We start from the raw sequence: 15610 nt of genomic DNA, 5'->3' as shown, positions 1-15610 counted from the left end.
GCAGTACGCACCCGGCGGCTTCTCGCACGCGGTCCCGGGTGTCACCATCAACCCTGGGCCGCACACGCCACAGCACCCACTGAGCCCGTTTCGAGCACACCTCCCCACGCGCGATAATCGAACGTGGGCCGCGATGTACGTAGGGAAGCTCGGACGTCCTAGTACCAGGAGTGCAGGCGTGAGCGCGGTCCGTCACAACCAACGGTGAAGGACACGCAACCATGACGACGCCCACGATCGAGCTCAAGCCCACTTCGACCCCGCTGTCCGCCGCGGAGCGCGAGGCGATCCTGGCCAACCCGGGATTCGGCCGCCACTTCACCGATCACATGGTGACGGTCCGCTGGACCGAGGGCCGCGGCTGGCACGACGGACAGCTCGTGCCCTACGGCCCGCTCTCCCTCGACCCGGCGACCAACGTCCTGCACTACGCGCAGGAGATCTTCGAGGGCCTCAAGGCCTACCGCCAGCCCGACGGCACCGTGGCCACCTTCCGCCCGGACATGAACGCCAAGCGTTTCCAGCACTCGGCCTGGCGCCTGGGCATGCCGGAGCTGCCGGTCGAGACGTTCATCGAGGCCTGTGACCTGCTCGTCCAGCAGGACCGGGACTGGGTCCCGGCACACGGTGGTGAGGAATCCCTCTACCTGCGCCCCTTCATGATCGCCACCGAGGTCGGCCTCGGCGTGAAGCCCGCGAACGAGTACCTCTTCATCGTCATCGCCTCGCCGGCCGGCGCGTACTTCCCCGGCGGCGTGAAGCCCGTCTCCATCTGGCTCTCCGAGGACCGCGTGCGCGCCGTCCCCGGCGGCGTCGGCGACGCCAAGACCGGCGGCAACTACGCGGCCTCGCTGCTCGCGCAGGCCGAGGCCGCCGCGAAGGGCTGCGACCAGGTCGCCTACCTCGACGCCGTCGAGCACAAGTGGGTCGAGGAACTGGGCGGCATGAACCTGTACTTCGTGTACGGGGACCGGATCATCACGCCCACCCTCACGGGTTCGCTGCTCGCCGGCGTCACCCGCGACTCGCTCCTCTCGGTCGCCGAGGACCTCGGCTACAAGTCGGAGGAGTCCCGGGTCTCCATCGAGCAGTGGCAGGCCGACTCCGCCTCCGGTGAGCTCACCGAGGTCTTCGCCTGCGGCACGGCCGCCGTCATCACCCCGGTCGGCACGGTCAAGCGGGCGGGCGGCGAGTGGCAGCAGTCCGGTGGCGAGGCCGGCGAGGTCACGATGAAGCTGCGCAACGCGCTCCTGGACATCCAGCGCGGCACGGCGAAGGACCCGCACGGCTGGATGCACAAGCTGGGCTGAACGCCGCTCACGCCTGCGCTTCGGCGTCGAAGCCCGCGAACATGTCGAGCAGTCTCCGCTGCGCGTCCGGGCCGAACATCAGCGTGAGGTTGGCCGCGGAGCCGGCCGCCGTCTCCGCGGCGCGCGGGAAGAGTTCCTTCTCGTACGAGGCGAGCGCGGCCTCCCGGTCACCCGGGTGCTCGACGATCGCGCGGGCCAGCTCGGCGCCGTCGAACATGGCGAGGTTCGCGCCCTCCCCGGCGAACGGCGACATCAGGTGCGCCGCGTCGCCGAGCAGGGTGACGCCCGGCACCCGGTCCCACTCGGCGCCGACGGGCAGCGCGTGGATCGAGCGCGGCGCCGGCGCTCCCGCGGCGTCCGCGATCAGCGCGCGCAGCCGCTCGTCCCAGCCGTCGAAGAGGGCGAGGACGGCGGCGCGCGCGGCCTCGGCGTCGGTGAAGTCGATCGTGCCGAGCCACTCCTCGGGGGCGCGGACCGCGACGTAGGTGTGGATGCGGCCGTCGCTCTCGCGGTGGGTCAGCAGGCCCTTGCCGTCGCCGAGGGTGAAGCTGCTGCCGCCGCCGGTGAACGCGGCGAGCTCCTCGAACCGCGCGGTGCCCGGCAGCACGTCGGTCTCGACGAACGAGATGCCGGTGTACGCGGGCCGGGCGTCGCTGAGCAGCGGGCGCACCCGGGACCAGGCACCGTCGGCGCCGATCAGCAGGTCGGTGGTGAACCGGCTCCCGTCGGCGAGGGTGACCAGATGGCGGCCGGGGACGTCGGTGGGCTCGGCCCCGGTGACCTTCGCGCCCCAGCGGATCGTGCCCTCGGGCAGCGAGTCGAGCAGGATGCGGCGCAGGTCGGCCCGGTTGACCTCGGGGCGCCCGCCGCCGCCGTCGTCCGCGTCGTGCCGGCGCAGTGTGCCGTCCGGGTCGATGACGCGGGTCTCCTCGCCGCCGGTCAGGACGATCGCGCGGAACTCCTCGTACAGCCCGGCCGCGCGCAGGGCCGCCTGGGCGGTCTCCTCGTGCAGGTCGAGCATGCCGCCCTGGGCTCGGGCGTCGGCCGAGGCGTCCAGGTCGAACAGGGCGCAGTCCACGCCGTGGACGTGCAGGACGCGGGCGAGCGTCAGCCCGCCGAGCCCGGCCCCGATCACGGCGATGGGGTGGTGGGGCGTGTGGTGGTGGGTGGCGGTGTTCATGGTGGCCTCCTCGGTCGGTGGCACTCGGTGCTTGATGCGCCGTGCCTGATGCGTGCCGTGCCTGATGTGGCTTCTCCATCACAGTAACGAACATGTTCGTAACGAACAAGTTCGTTCGAGGGTGCGATGCGCCCGGATCCGGTCGATGGCCGATGTCGGGGGGCGGTCGGTGACGGGGTCGGTCGGCGACGGGGCCGGCCGGTGACGGGGTCAGTCGGTGACGGCCGGCTCCGGCGAGGCCACGATGCCTGCGATCAGCGCGGCGAAGCCCCAGTCCAGCCGGGCCGGCGGCGCGCCCGCGAGGAGGGTCCGGGAGAGCCGGGTGAGCTGCGGGTGCCGGGCGGCGGAGGCCGTGGCGAGCGCGGCGACCGTGGCGTCCATGTGCTCCGCGTCGGCCCCCGCGTGCTCGGCGGCGGTGGCTGTCGCGCACATCAGGAGCAGGTCCACGCCCCAGGCGGCCCGCGCGTCGGGCACGCCGCCCGCGATCAGCAGCGACAGGACCGCCTCCACCAGGTCCAGGTAGTGCTCGCCCTCGGGGCGCACGGTCAGCGCGGACCGGGCCAGCGACGGATGGCGGAACAGCATCTCCAGGTACGAGGTGAGCAGCGCCTTCAGCCGGTCCTGCCAGGGCGTCGAGGTGTCCCGGGCCGAGGTGAGGTCCACCTCGGCGAGGAGCGCGTCGAGGACCGCCGCGTGCAGCTCGTCGGTGTTGCGGACGTACACGTACAGCGAGGCGGGGCCGGTGTCGAGCTCGCGGGCGAGACGGCGCATGGTCACCTTGCCGAGCCCCTCGGTGTGCAGGACGCGCACGGCGGCGGCGACGATGCCGTCCCTGCTCAGGGCGGGTTTCGCGGGCCGCTCGCGGCGGCTGCGGGGGGAGCGGCTCGGGGTGTTGTTCGGGTCGTCGCTGTTCACGGGCTTACGGTAGCGCCAGCCATCGGGGACGCGTTTGTTAGAGCAGTGCTCAATACGTAGAAAGCTCAGACCATTGGCCGTGACTTCCCTCCTGACTCCTCGCCCTTTAGAGTGGCGTTCAAATCACGAGGAGGTGTGCGGGTGTGCGACTGACCCCGACGGAGCGCGACCGGCTGCTGCTGTTCGGCGCGGCCGAGCTGGCCCGGTCCCGCAGGGCGCGCGGGCTGCGGCTCAACGTGCCCGAGGCGACGGCCCTGATAGCGGACACCGTCTGCGAAGCGGCCAGGGACGGACGGCGGCTCGCCGAGGCGATCGAGGCGGCCCGCTCCGCGCTCGGCCCCGACGACGTGCTGCCCGGAGTCGCCGACGTGGTCACCGAGGTGCACGTGGAGGCCGTCTTCGACGACGGATCGCGGCTCGCCGTCGTGACCGACCCGATCGGGGGCGGCCTGGGCGACCACGCCCCCGGGGCGCTGCTCCCCGGCCCCGAGCACGCCGAGGAGACGCCGCACGTGACGCTCACCGTCACCAACACCGCGACCGTGCCCATCTCCGTGACCTCCCACTTCCACTTCTTCGAGGCCAATCCGCGCCTCGACTTCCGCCGCGCCGACGCCTACGGGATGCGGCTCGCGGTGCCCGCCGGATCCTCCGTGCGGTTCGGGCCGGGAGAGACGCACGACGTGGGGCTCGTGCCGATCGGCGGGGCCCGGGTCGCGATCGGCTTCGCCGGGCTCGTGGACGGACCGCTGGACGCCCCCGGCGCCCGCGAAGAAGCCCTGCGCCGCGCCGCCGCCTGCGGCTACATGGGCGTTCACGACGAGGAGGCAGGCCGATGAGCCGTCCCGGAGGGCACCCCGCCGAGGCCCGCCGCCTCACCCCGCGGGAGTACGCGAGCACGCACGGCCCGCGCGCCGGCGACCGGCTCCGGCTCGGTGACTCGGGGCTCACCATCGAGGTGGAGTCCGACTCGCAGGCGTACGGCGACGAGTTCCTGGCCGGGTTCGGGAAGACCGCGCGCGACGGGCTGCACCTGAAGGCGGCCGCCGTCCGCGACACCTGCGACGTCGTCATCAGCAACGTCGTGGTCATCGACGCCGCGCTCGGCATCCGCAAGGTGTCCATCGGCATCCGCGAGGGCCGCATCCACGCGATCGGCCGCGCCGGGAACCCCGACACGCTCGACGGCGTGGACGTCGTCGTCGGGACGGGCACCTCGATCGTCTCCGGCGAGGGGCTCATCGCCACCGCCGGGGCCGTCGACACCCACGTCCACCTGCTGTCGCCGCGCATCATGGAAGCCTCGCTCGCCTCCGGGGTCACCACGGTCATCGGGCAGGAGTTCGGCCCGGTCTGGGGCGTCGGGGTCAACTCGCCCTGGGCGCTCAGGCACGCCTTCTCCGCCTTCGACGCCTGGCCCGTCAACATCGGCTTCCTGGGTCGGGGCTCCTCCTCCCACCAGGCCCCCCTGGTGGAGGCGCTCGCCGAGGGCGGCGCCTGCGGGTTCAAGGTCCACGAGGACATGGGCGCGCACACCCGCGCCCTGGACACCGCGCTGCGCGTCGCCGAGGAGCACGACGTCCAGGTCGCCCTGCACAGCGACGGACTGAACGAATGCCTGTCGGTGGAGGACACCCTGAAGGTCCTGGAGGGGCGGACCATCCACGCCTTCCACATCGAGGGCTGCGGCGGCGGTCATGTGCCGAACGTGCTGAAGATGGCGGGGGTCCCGAACGTCATCGGCTCCTCCACCAACCCCACCCTGCCCTTCGGCCGGGACGCCGTCGCCGAGCACTACGGCATGATCGTCTCCGTCCACGACCTCAAGACCGACCTGCCCGGCGACGCGGCCATGGCCCGCGACCGGATCCGCGCCGGGACGATGGGCGCCGAGGACGTCCTGCACGACCTGGGTGCCATCGGCATCACCTCCTCCGACGCGCAGGGCATGGGGCGGGCCGGCGAGACCGTGCGCCGCACCTTCGCGATGGCCGGGAAGATGAAGGCCGAGCTCGGTGACCCCGGCGTCGGGCACGACAACGAGCGCGTCCTGCGCTACATGGCCAAGCTCACGATCAACCCCGCCATCGCCCACGGCCTCGCCCACGAGATCGGGTCGATCGAGCCCGGCAAGATGGCCGACATCGTGCTGTGGCGCCCCGAGTTCTTCGGCGCGAAACCGCAGTTGGTCCTCAAGTCCGGGTTCCCCGCGTACGGAGTCGTCGGCGACCCGAACGCGGCCACCGACACCTGCGAACCCCTCGTCCTCGGACCGCAGTTCGGGGCGTACGGGGCGACCGCCGCCGAGCTGTCGGTCGCCTTCGTCGCGCAGGCCGCCGTCGACCAGGGCAACGACGGGATGCCCACGCGCCGGCGCCGCGTCGCCGTGCGCGGCACCCGTGGCATCGGCCCCGCCGATCTGCGCCTCAACTCCCGTACCGGCGCGGTCGACGTGGACCAGCGCACCGGCCTGGTCACCCTCGACGGCGAACCGCTGCGCTCCGAGCCCGCCGAGTCCGTCTCCCTCAACCGTCTCTACTTCCTCTGAGGTCCCCGCGATGACGACGCCGCACCGCACGCCGTACTTCATGCCGCCCGAGTGGGCCCCGCACCAGCGCACCTGGATGGCGTGGCCAGGGCCCAACCCCACCTTCACCGACGAACGGGAGCTGGCCGAGGCCCGCACTGCCTGGGCCGCCGTCGCCCGCGCCGTACGCCGGTACGAGCCGCTCACGATGGTCGTCGGCACGGGGCAGCTCGACTCCGCGCGCGAACTCGCCGCCGACGGGATCGACCTGGTCGAGCGGGACCTCGACGACGCCTGGATGCGGGACATCGGCCCCACCTTCGTCAAGGACCGAACGAGCGGTGAACTGGCCGCCGTGGACTGGACGTTCAACGGCTGGGGCGCCCAGGACTGGGCCCGCTGGGAGCACGACTCGAAGATCGCCCGGCACATCGCCGACCTCACCGGCGTGCCCGTGCACTCCTCGCCCCTGGTCAACGAGGGCGGCGGCATCCACGTCGACGGCGAGGGCACGGTCCTGCTGACCGAGACGGTGCAGCTCGACCCGGACCGCAACAAGGGCTGGACCAAGGAGCAGGTGGAGGCCGAGATCCATGCCCGGATCGGCACGTCGAAGGCGATCTGGCTGCCCCGCGGACTGACCGGCGACTACGGCGAGTTCGGCACGCGCGGGCACGTCGACATCGTGGCCGCTTTCGCCGCGCCCGGCGTGGTCCTGGTGCACTCCCAGCGCGACCCGGCACACCCGGACTTCGAGGTGAGCCGCGAGATCACCGGCCTGCTCTCCGGGAGCACCGACGCACAGGGCCGCCCCCTGGAGATCGTCGAGGTGCCCGCGCCGACCGTGCTCGCGGACGACGAGGGCTGGCTCGACCACTCGTATATCAACCACTACCTCTGCAACGACGGCGTCGTCCTGTGCGCCTTCGACGACCCGCGCGACGAGGAGGCCGCGGCGCTCTTCCGCCGCCTGTTCCCGTCCCGGACGGTCACCCTCGTCGACGCCCGGACGATCTTCGCGGGCGGCGGCGGCATCCACTGCATCACCCAGCAGCAGCCCGTGGCAGGGTTCTGACGTGACCCGTCGACACAGCCGCACCCCCGCCCCGCCCCTGGACAGCGTGCTGGCCGCGACCATGGCGATGATCGCCGAGCACGGCCTTGACCGGCTCACCATGGCCGCCCTCGGCCGCGAGGTCGGCATGAGCAGCGGGCACCTCGCCTACCACTTCGGGTCCAAGGACGAGCTGCTGCTGCGGACCCTCGAGTGGAGCGAGGGCCGGCTCGGCGAGGAGCGGCGGAGGTTGCTCGCGCCCGGCGGAAGCGCGCGCGAGCGGCTCGACGCCTACGTCGACCTGTACGTGCCCGACGGACACCGGGACCCGCACTGGACGCTCTGGTCGGAGGTGTGGAACCGCTCGCGGAGCGCCGCCGCCGACACCTCGGCCCGGCAGGCCGCCATCGAGCGGTCCTGGCACCGCGACCTCGTGGCGCTGCTCGCCGAGGGCATCTCGCGCGGCGAGTTCCGCGCCGTCGACCCGGACCGGTTCGCGGTGCGGCTGCGCGCGCTGCTCGACGGGTTCTCCATCCATGTGACGATCGGGCTCCCCGGCGTCGACCGGGTCCACGTCCTCTCGCACGTGAGGGAGTTCATCGACGACGGGATCGCGCCGCGGGACTCCTGAAGCGGCGTCCAGGTCCTCCGTCGTACGAGGGACCGCCCCGGCCCGGGACGGGTACGCGCGGCGCCTCAGCCGCTGGTGAAGCGCACCGGGGTGCCGGGTACCGCCTGGGCCGCGGCGGCCAGCGCCGCCTCGGGGACGACGGCGATCACCGGGTAGCCGCCGGTCGTCGGGTGGTCGTGCAGGAAGACCACCGGGCGGCCGTCCGGCGGCACCTGCACCGCGCCGAGCACCATGCCCTCGCTGGGCAGCTCACCCGTCGACCTCCGCTCCAGCGCCGGGCCCCCGGTCCGCAGCCCGATCCGGTTGCTGTGCACCGAGACCGTGTACGTCGCGGTCAGGAAGGTCCGCAGCGCGGCGGCGGTGAACCAGTCGGCGCGGGGTCCGAGGCGGGCGGGGAGGACCAGTTCGGCGGGGGGCGCGGGCCAGGGCGCCGCCGCGGGGAGCGCCGGGGGAGCGGTGGCCGGGCCGAGAGGGATCAGGTCGCCCCGCGCGAGGGGGGCCGGGCCGAGCCCCGAGAGGAGATCGGTGGACCGGCTGCCGAGCACGGGCGCGACGGCGATGCCCCCGGCGGGCGCGATGTAGGTGCGGATGCCGTGCGCCGCCGGGCCGACGTCGAGGGTGGCGCCCGCCGGGACGCGGACGGGGGCGCCCCAGGGGGCGGGGCGGCCGTCGACGGTGACCGCGCACGGGGCCCCGCCGACGACCAGGGTGGTGTCGGCGTCGGGGCGCAGGGCGCAGCCGTTCAGGGTGGTCTCCAGGACGGCGGTGTCCTGCGGGTTGCCGGCCAGCCTGTTGGCCAGGCGCATGGCGGGGGCGTCCAGGGCGCCGGAGCGCGGTACGCCCAGGTGGGCATGGCCGGCCCGGCCCGCGTCCTGGATCGTGGTCAGGGCGCCGGGCCGGACGACCGTCAGTCTCGTCGTCATCGCTCGTCCGGTTCCGGCTGGGTGTTGTCCGTTGCCCACCGGGCATCGCCGGTGGCTGGGCGCGCGGTTCCCCGCGCCCCTGGCGGGGCGAACCGGACTCGCGTTCCCGGGGCCAGCAGAGCCGCCTGTTCCCTCTCGGGGTCCCACAGCGGGGACGGGTCCGGCATCGTGCCGATGATCTGCCAGCCGCCCGGCGTCGCCCTCGGGTAGACCGCCGAGTACGGCCCCGCGAGGGCCACCGCGCCGGCCGGGACCCGGGTGCGCGGGGTGGACCGGCGCGGGACGTGCAGCGCCTCGGGCAGGCCGGTCAGATAGCCGAAGCCGGGGGCGAAGCCGCAGAACGCGACCCGGTAGGTGTACGAGGAGTGCCGCGCCGCCACCTCGTCCTCGGACACGCCCCACAGCGCGGCCACGTCGGCGAGGTCGGGGCCGTCGTAGTGGACGGGGATCGTCACCGCGTCGCCGTCGGCCGGGGGTGCGGCGGGGAGGGTCCAGGACGTGAGGCGACGGGCCAGCGCGGCGGGGTCGGGCACGCCGTCGAGCAGCACCGTGCACGCCCCGGGCACGATCTCGGCGACGGGTGGCAGGGTGCCCGCCGCCCGGCGCCGCAGCAGCTCCGCGTGGAGGGCGCCGGTGCGCTCGGCGTCCGGCAGCTCCACCAGGAGGGCGTGGCGCCCCGCGGGCCGGACCACGAGGCCGTCGGCCGCGCTCACGCGAACGCACCCACCGCGACCCCGGCCTCGGCCAGGGCCGCCCGCACCCGCGCGGCGATCCGGGCCGCGCCCGGGGTGTCGCCGTGCACGCACAGCGAGCGGGCCGCGACCGTGACGTGCGTACCGTCGATCGCCTCGACGCCGCCGTCCACGGCGAAGCCGACGGCCCGGCGCACCACCGCGTCCGCGTCCTCGACCACCGCGCCGGGTTCGCCGCGTGGCACCAGCGTGCCCCGCGCGGTGTACGCGCGGTCGGCGAAGGCTTCCCGTACCGGGGTCAGGCCCGCCTCCCCGGCGGCGGCGAGCAGCCGCGAGCCGGGCAGGCCGAGCACCGGCAGGGCGCCGCCCGCGAGCCGGACCCCGGCCACCACGGCGTGGGCCTGCGCGTCGTCGTGCACCGTCCGGTTGTAGAGCGCGCCGTGCGGCTTCACGTACGTCACCTCGGCCCCGGCGGCCTGCGCGAAGACCCGCAACGCCCCGATCTGGTACGCCACTTCGGCCGCCAGTTCGTCCGGCGGTACGTCCATGGCGCGGCGCCCGAACCCGGCGAGGTCCCGGTAGGAGACCTGCGCCCCGATCCGTACCCCGCGCTCGGCGGCCAGGTCGCAGACCCGGCGCATCACGGAGGGGTCGCCGGCGTGGAAGCCGCAGGCCACGTTGGCACTGGTCACGACGGAGAGCAGGGCCTCGTCGTCGGTGAGGGTCCAGCGGCCGAAGCCTTCGCCGAGGTCGGCGTTGAGGTCGAGCACGCCTGAGATGTCGTCCTGGGTCACCCGCTCAACGTAGGCGATCGTTCAACAATCCGACAAGGGGCCAATTTGATGGGTGATGTGCCACAACCTCTTGTTCGATCGTTGAACGATCACCTAGGGTCCGTGCATCCCCCATGGAAGCGGAGTCCCGACTTCCATGCCCTCCCCGTGCCCCTCGTCCCGAAGAAGGCGGCCGCATGATCGTGCTCCTCGGCGTGCTCGTGGTGATCCTCGGATTCGTCACGCGCCGCAACCCCGTCCTCGTGGTCGGTATCGCCGGCATCGCCACCGGGCTGCTCGGCAAGATGAACCCGCAGGAGATCCTCGCCGCCTTCGGCCAGGCGTTCGCCGACAGCCGCTCGGTCACCGTCTTCGCCATCGTGCTCCCGGTGATCGGCCTCCTGGAGCGCTACGGCCTGCGCGAGCAGGCCCGCACCCTCATCGGGAAGCTCGGCAGGCTCAGCGCGGGCCGCTTCCTCACCGTGTACCTGCTGGTCCGCCAGATCACGGCCGCCTTCGGGCTCAACAACCTCGGCGGCCCTGCGCAGACCGTACGCCCGCTCGTCGCGCCCATGGCCGAGGCCGCCGCCGAACGCACCGCCGGGGCGAAGCTCCCCGACAAGCTGCGCGAGAAGGTCCGCTCCTACTCGTCCTCCGCCGACACCGTCGGTCTCTTCTTCGGCGAGGACTGCTTCATCGCGATCGGCTCGATCCTGCTGATCACCGGCTTCGTGAACTCCACCTACCACCAGGAGCTCGAACCGACCCAGCTCGCGCTCTGGGCCGTGCCGCTGGCCGTCTGCGCCTTCGTCATCCACGGCGCCCGGCTGCTGCTTCTCGACAAGAAGCTGGAGCGCGAGATGGCCCTGGCCGCCGCCGAGAACGACCTGCCGCTGCCGCCGCAGACGCCGGGACAGACCCGTGAGGAGTCCGCCAAGTGATCAAGGTCGAATGGCTCTACTGGCTCATCGGTCTCGTCTTCGTCGTCATGGCCCTCCAGATGGCGGCCGACCGCACCAACCCCAAGCGCTGGACGTCCGCCGCCTTCTGGGGCCTGCTCGGACTGACCTTCCCCTACGGCACCGGAGTCGTCGAGGGCGGCGCGAGCTGGACCCTGCCCGCCGAACCGCTCGGCGTCGCCGTCCTCGCGCTGATCGTGCTCGCCGGATTCAACTTCATCGGCAAGGGCGTGCCCGTCACCACCACGCAGGAGCAGCGCGAGGCGTCGGCGGCCCGCCTGGGCAACAAACTCTTCATCCCGGCGCTCACCATCCCGCTGGTCGCCATCGTCTGCGCCTCCTTCCTCGACGAGTCGGGCCTCTTCGAGACCGGCAAGGCCACGCTGATCGGGCTCGGCCTCGGCTGTATCGCGGCGCTGATCGTCGGCATGCTGGTCACCGGCGAGCGCAAGGTGTCCGTCCCGGTCCACTCCGGCCGCTCGATGCTGGAGGCGATGGGCTCGGCGCTGCTGCTGCCCCAGCTCCTGTCCGTCCTCGGCTCGATCTTCGCCGTCGCCGGGGTCGGCACCCAGGTCGGCAAGCTCGTGAACGACGTCCTGCCCGACAACTCCAAGTACTTCGCCGTGGTCGCGTACTGCGTCGGCATGTTCCTGTTCACCGTGGTCATGGGCAACGCGTTCGCCGCGTTCCCCGTGATGACCGCGGCGATCGGCTGGCCGGTGCTCATCCAGCAGATGCACGGCAACGAGGCGGGGGTGCTCGCCATCGGCATGCTCGCCGGGTTCGCCGGCACGCTGTGCACGCCCATGGCGGCCAACTTCAACATCGTCCCCGCGTCGCTGCTCGAACTGAAGGATCAGTACGGGCCGATCAAGGCACAGTTGCCGACGGGGCTCGCACTGCTCGTCTGCAACATCGTGATCATGGCCGTTTTCGCGGTCTAGGAGGTCTCTTCGATGACCCGAGTCCTGCTCACCGGATTCGAACCCTTCGGCGGGGAGCACGTGAACCCGTCCTGGCAGGCGGCCCAGCTCGTCGCCGCCGCACCGCCGGAGGGGCTCGCCGTCACCGCGGTCCGGCTCCCCTGCGTCTTCGGGGCGTCGCTGGCCGCGCTGCGGACCGCCATCGACCAGGTGCGGCCCGAACTGGTGGTCTGCCTCGGCCAGGCGGGCGGCCGTCCCGGCGTCACCGTCGAACGGGTCGCGATCAACGTCGACGACGCGCGCATCCCCGACAACGCGGGAGCCCAGCCGATCGACGAGCCCGTCGTCCCGGGCGGCCCCGCCGCGTACTTCTCCTCCCTCCCGGTGAAGGCGTGCGTGGCGGCGATGCGCGCCGCCGGGGTCCCGGCGGCGCTCTCCCACACGGCCGGCACGTTCGTCTGCAACCACGTCGCGTACGGCCTGGCGCATCTGCTGGCGACCGAACTCCCCGGCGTCCGGGGCGGCTTCGTCCACGTCCCCTGGGCCCCGGCCCAGGTCCCGGACGGGTCCGCGCCGTCACTCCCCGCGGAGGTGGTGGCCACCGGGGTCCGGTCCCTACTGGCCGCTGCCGCGTCGACCCGGGACGACCTGAGGGTCACCGAGGGCGCCACCCACTGAGCGCCGTAGTACCTCCCGGTGGGGCTTCTCGCGCAGTTCCCCGCGCCCCTGGAGCATGCGACTCCGTCGCAGCCCCATGAGACGGCGCACGAAGTGCGCCTCTCAGGGGCGCGGGGAACTGCGCGCCCAGCCACGACGAGCCCGCACCCGGCAACGAACAACGCCCCGCAGACGCGCCCCCGGGGCATGCGACTCCGTCGCAGCCCTATGAGACGGCGCACGAAGTGCGCCTCTCAGGGGCGCGGGGAACTGCGCGCTCAGCCACGACGAGCCCGCACCCGGCAACGAACAACGCCCCGCAGACGCGCCCCCGACCCCGCACCCGGCACCCCGCACCCCGCACCCCGACCCCGAGAGGCACCATGCTCACCCCGGAGGAAACCGCTCAGCTGGCCGCCGCCAACATCACCCGCGAGTTCCCCAACTTCCCCGCCCACCTGGTGACCGCGGCCACCGAGAACACCCGCCCCAGCGCCCTGCACCCCGCGTTCTACGGCGCCTACGACTGGCACTCGTCCGTGCACATGCACTGGCTGCTCGTACGGACCCTGCCCGCCCTGCCGCCCGCCGCCGCGGCCCCGTACACCGACGTGCTCGACCGGCACCTCACCCCCGCCGCCCTCGCCACCGAGGCCGCCTACCTCCTGGACCGGCCGGGCTTCGAGCGGCCCTACGGCTGGGCCTGGCTGACCGCGCTCGCCGCGGAGACCCGGGACACCCGGTGGGGCGCGGCGTTCGCGCCCGCCGTGGACGCCGTGGAGCGGCTCCTCACGGACTGGCTGCCGAAGGCCACGTACCCCGTGCGCCACGGCATCCACACCAACAGCGCCTTCGCCCTCGGTCTGATCCTGGACACCGGTGAGGCGGCCGGTCTCGACGGCGCGACCCTCGACGGCGTCCGCACCCGCCTGCGCGACTGGTTCGCCGGCGACCACGACGCCCCCGCCCACTGGGAGCCCTCGGGTCAGGACTTCCTGTCGCCCGCGCTGAGCGAGGCCGACGCGATGCGCCGGGTGCTGGACGCCGAGGAGTTCGCGGCGTGGCTCGACCGGTTCCTGCCCGCGCTGCGCACCGGCGCGCCCTGCGCCGTGCTGGACGTGCCGGTCGTCTCCGACCACGCCGACCCGCACATCGGCCACCTGCTGGGCCTCGCCCTGTCCCGCGCCGCCGCCCTGCGCGCCCTCGCGGGCGCGCTGCCGGACGGACCGGTGCGGACCCGCCTCGCCGAGGCCGCCGACACCCACCTCGCGGCCGGCCTCCCCGCTGTCGACCGCGGCGACTTCACGACGGATCACTGGCTGGCCACCTTCGCGGAGCTCGCCCGCCACGCGTGACCCGCCACGCGTGACCCGCCACGAGCCGGGGGCGCCGTGCCGCCGTGAACGCAATGAACGCAAGTAGGCGCGATCGTTGCACGGTGCACCCTTGTCACGCGGTGCGGCGGTCCTCCATCGTGGCCCCCCATGGGACGAGAGCAATGGAAGAAAGTCCTGGTCGGATCGGCCGGGAACATGGTCGAGTGGTTCGACTGGTTCGTGTACGCGAGCTTCGCGACGTACTTCGCGGGGGCCTTCTTCCCCGACGGGAACCCGACCGCGCAACTGATGAACACGGCGGGCATCTTCGCCGTCGGCTTCTTCATGCGCCCGGTGGGCGGCTGGCTGCTCGGCCGGGTCGGTGACCGCAAGGGCCGCAAGGCGGCGCTGACGCTGACGGTGTCGCTGATGTCGGCGTCCGCGGTGCTCATCGCCGTCGCGCCGACCTATGCCGTGGCCGGGTACGGCGGCGCAGCCGTCCTGCTCGTCGCGCGCCTCCTGCAAGGACTCTCGGTCGGCGGCGAGTACGCGGCCAGCGCCACCTACCTCACCGAGGCGTCCGACCCGAAGCGGCGCGGCTTCGCCTCCAGCTTCCAGTACGTGTCCATGACGGCGGGGCAGATCATCGGCCTCGGCCTCCAGATCATCCTCCAGCGCACCATGTCCGACGACGCGCTGCACAGCTGGGGCTGGCGCATCCCGTTCATCGTCGGCGCCCTCGGCGCGGCGGTCATCTTCTACCTGCGCCGCAGCATGCTGGAGACCGACGTCTACGAGGAGTCGGCCGACGCGGACGGCGTCGTGGGCGGCGACGACAAGGGCACGATGAAGGCCCTATGGGCGCACAAGCGCGAGGCGTTCCTCGTCATCGCGCTCACCATGGGCGGCACCGTGGCGTACTACACGTACACCACCTACCTCACCAAGTACCTGTCCAACTCGGCCGGCCTCAGCAAGCAGACGGCGACCCTCGTCTCATTCTGCGCGCTCGTCGTCTTCGCCTGTCTCCAGCCGCTCGCGGGCGCGCTCTCGGACCGCATCGGTCGCCGCCCGCTCCTGATCACCTTCGCCGTCGGCTCGACCTTCCTGACCGTCCCGATCATGACGCTGCTCCAGCACGCCGGTTCCTTCTGGCCCGCGCTCGGACTGTCGCTGCTGGCGCTGGTCGTCGTCACCGGCTACACGTCCATCAACGCGTGCGTGAAGGCAGAGCTGTTCCCGACCGGCATCCGCGCCCTCGGCGTCGCGCTGCCCTACGCCATCGCCAACGCCCTGTTCGGCGGCACCGCCGAGTACGTCGCCCTGTGGTTCAAGGACGGCGGCATGGAGTCCGGCTTCTACTGGTACGTCGCCGGTTGCGCGGCCGTGTCGCTGATCGTCTACCTGAGCATGCGCGAGACCCGTGACATCGACCTGAACCGGGTGAAGCCGACGGCGGAGACCGCCATGGAACCGGCCGCCTGAGATCCACTGCCCGCATCGTGAGACCACAGTCCGGGCCGGTCCGGGCTGTGGCAGACTGCGGGCGTGCTCTCGTTCGCCATGATTATTGGCAGCAGGCGCGCCGGTCCGCAGTGACCGCCTCGTACGACCAGGTACGGGCGGACACCGTCGTCCTCGACCCGCGCGCAGACCTCTCGCACCCGCGAGAGGTTTTTCTGTTTCTGGCCCACCTTCAGCCAGGCGGAGAGCGCACGGGATCATAGATGGACGGTGGAGCCGGTCATTC

15 protein-coding genes are annotated in these 15610 nt (G+C 72.8%); 10 read left to right on the top strand and 5 right to left on the bottom strand.

Annotation, left to right across the window (positions count from 1 at the left end):
- The first annotated feature begins 221 nt into the window (after positions 1 to 221).
- Positions 222 to 1310, top strand: a complete 1089-nt coding sequence (locus tag ACZ45E_RS16145) for a branched-chain amino acid aminotransferase (RefSeq protein WP_468221215.1) — start codon at positions 222 to 224, stop codon at positions 1308 to 1310.
- Positions 1311 to 1317: 7 nt separating this feature from the next.
- On the opposite strand, the gene ACZ45E_RS16140 is transcribed toward ACZ45E_RS16145, so the two are convergent.
- Both ACZ45E_RS16140 and ACZ45E_RS16135 read right to left on the bottom strand, forming a co-directional pair.
- Positions 1318 to 2490 (bottom strand): FAD-dependent oxidoreductase, encoded by a 1173-nt coding sequence (locus ACZ45E_RS16140; protein ID WP_468221213.1) that lies wholly within the window; start codon positions 2488 to 2490, stop codon positions 1318 to 1320.
- A gap of 210 nt (positions 2491 to 2700) precedes the next feature.
- The gene (locus ACZ45E_RS16135) at positions 2701 to 3405 is read right to left on the bottom strand and encodes a TetR/AcrR family transcriptional regulator (RefSeq protein WP_468221211.1); all 705 of its coding nucleotides are present in this window, start codon (positions 3403 to 3405) and stop codon (positions 2701 to 2703) included.
- Positions 3406 to 3548: 143 nt separating this feature from the next.
- Here ACZ45E_RS16135 and ureA point away from each other — a divergent pair, with 143 nt between their 5' ends.
- From ureA to ACZ45E_RS16115, 4 genes are all read left to right on the top strand, one after another.
- Positions 3549 to 4244: an urease subunit gamma gene (gene ureA, locus ACZ45E_RS16130; protein ID WP_468221209.1), complete on the top strand. Its 696-nt coding sequence runs from the start codon at positions 3549 to 3551 to the stop codon at positions 4242 to 4244.
- The gene (locus ACZ45E_RS16125) at positions 4241 to 5953 is read left to right on the top strand and encodes an urease subunit alpha (RefSeq protein WP_468221207.1); all 1713 of its coding nucleotides are present in this window, start codon (positions 4241 to 4243) and stop codon (positions 5951 to 5953) included. The genes ureA and ACZ45E_RS16125 overlap by 4 nt, the downstream gene beginning before the upstream one ends.
- A gap of 10 nt (positions 5954 to 5963) precedes the next feature.
- Entirely contained in the window at positions 5964 to 7007 is a 1044-nt protein-coding gene (locus tag ACZ45E_RS16120; protein ID WP_468221205.1) for an agmatine deiminase family protein, read from the top strand.
- 61 nt (positions 7008 to 7068) lie between these two features.
- On the top strand, positions 7069 to 7617 hold the full coding sequence (locus ACZ45E_RS16115) for a TetR/AcrR family transcriptional regulator (protein WP_468221433.1): 549 nt from the start codon (positions 7069 to 7071) through the stop codon (positions 7615 to 7617).
- Positions 7618 to 7682: 65 nt separating this feature from the next.
- On the opposite strand, the gene ACZ45E_RS16110 is transcribed toward ACZ45E_RS16115, so the two are convergent.
- The 3 genes from ACZ45E_RS16110 to ACZ45E_RS16100 are packed head-to-tail and all read right to left on the bottom strand — an operon-like array spanning position 7683 to position 10002.
- On the bottom strand, positions 7683 to 8540 hold the full coding sequence (locus tag ACZ45E_RS16110; protein WP_468221202.1) for a 5-oxoprolinase subunit C family protein: 858 nt from the start codon (positions 8538 to 8540) through the stop codon (positions 7683 to 7685).
- On the bottom strand, positions 8537 to 9253 hold the full coding sequence (locus ACZ45E_RS16105) for a 5-oxoprolinase subunit B family protein (RefSeq protein ID WP_468221200.1): 717 nt from the start codon (positions 9251 to 9253) through the stop codon (positions 8537 to 8539). The genes ACZ45E_RS16110 and ACZ45E_RS16105 overlap by 4 nt, the downstream gene beginning before the upstream one ends.
- Positions 9250 to 10002: a LamB/YcsF family protein gene (locus ACZ45E_RS16100; protein ID WP_468221430.1), complete on the bottom strand. Its 753-nt coding sequence runs from the start codon at positions 10000 to 10002 to the stop codon at positions 9250 to 9252. Before ACZ45E_RS16100 ends, ACZ45E_RS16105 begins: the two co-directional genes overlap by 4 nt.
- A 200-nt stretch (positions 10003 to 10202) precedes the next feature.
- Between ACZ45E_RS16100 and ACZ45E_RS16095 the strand changes: the two genes are divergently transcribed.
- The 5 genes from ACZ45E_RS16095 to ACZ45E_RS16075 all read left to right on the top strand — a co-directional run bounded on the left by ACZ45E_RS16095 (position 10203) and on the right by ACZ45E_RS16075 (position 15345).
- A complete protein-coding gene (locus ACZ45E_RS16095) occupies positions 10203 to 10946 on the top strand; it encodes a DUF969 domain-containing protein (protein ID WP_468221197.1) in 744 nt (247 codons plus the stop codon).
- Positions 10943 to 11908, top strand: a complete 966-nt coding sequence (locus ACZ45E_RS16090) for a DUF979 domain-containing protein (RefSeq protein ID WP_468221195.1) — start codon at positions 10943 to 10945, stop codon at positions 11906 to 11908. Before ACZ45E_RS16095 ends, ACZ45E_RS16090 begins: the two co-directional genes overlap by 4 nt.
- Positions 11909 to 11920: 12 nt before the next feature.
- Entirely contained in the window at positions 11921 to 12565 is a 645-nt protein-coding gene (gene pcp, locus ACZ45E_RS16085; protein ID WP_468221194.1) for a pyroglutamyl-peptidase I, read from the top strand.
- Positions 12566 to 12927: 362 nt separating this feature from the next.
- On the top strand, positions 12928 to 13899 hold the full coding sequence (locus ACZ45E_RS16080; protein ID WP_468221191.1) for a DUF2891 family protein: 972 nt from the start codon (positions 12928 to 12930) through the stop codon (positions 13897 to 13899).
- A 129-nt stretch (positions 13900 to 14028) separates the two neighbouring features.
- A complete protein-coding gene (locus tag ACZ45E_RS16075; protein WP_468221189.1) occupies positions 14029 to 15345 on the top strand; it encodes an MFS transporter in 1317 nt (438 codons plus the stop codon).
- Positions 15346 to 15610 lie beyond the last annotated feature (265 nt).

It is taken from the genome of Streptomyces sp. NPDC030991 (assembly GCF_055571235.1).
This window is presented reverse-complemented; position numbering and strand designations above follow the sequence as displayed.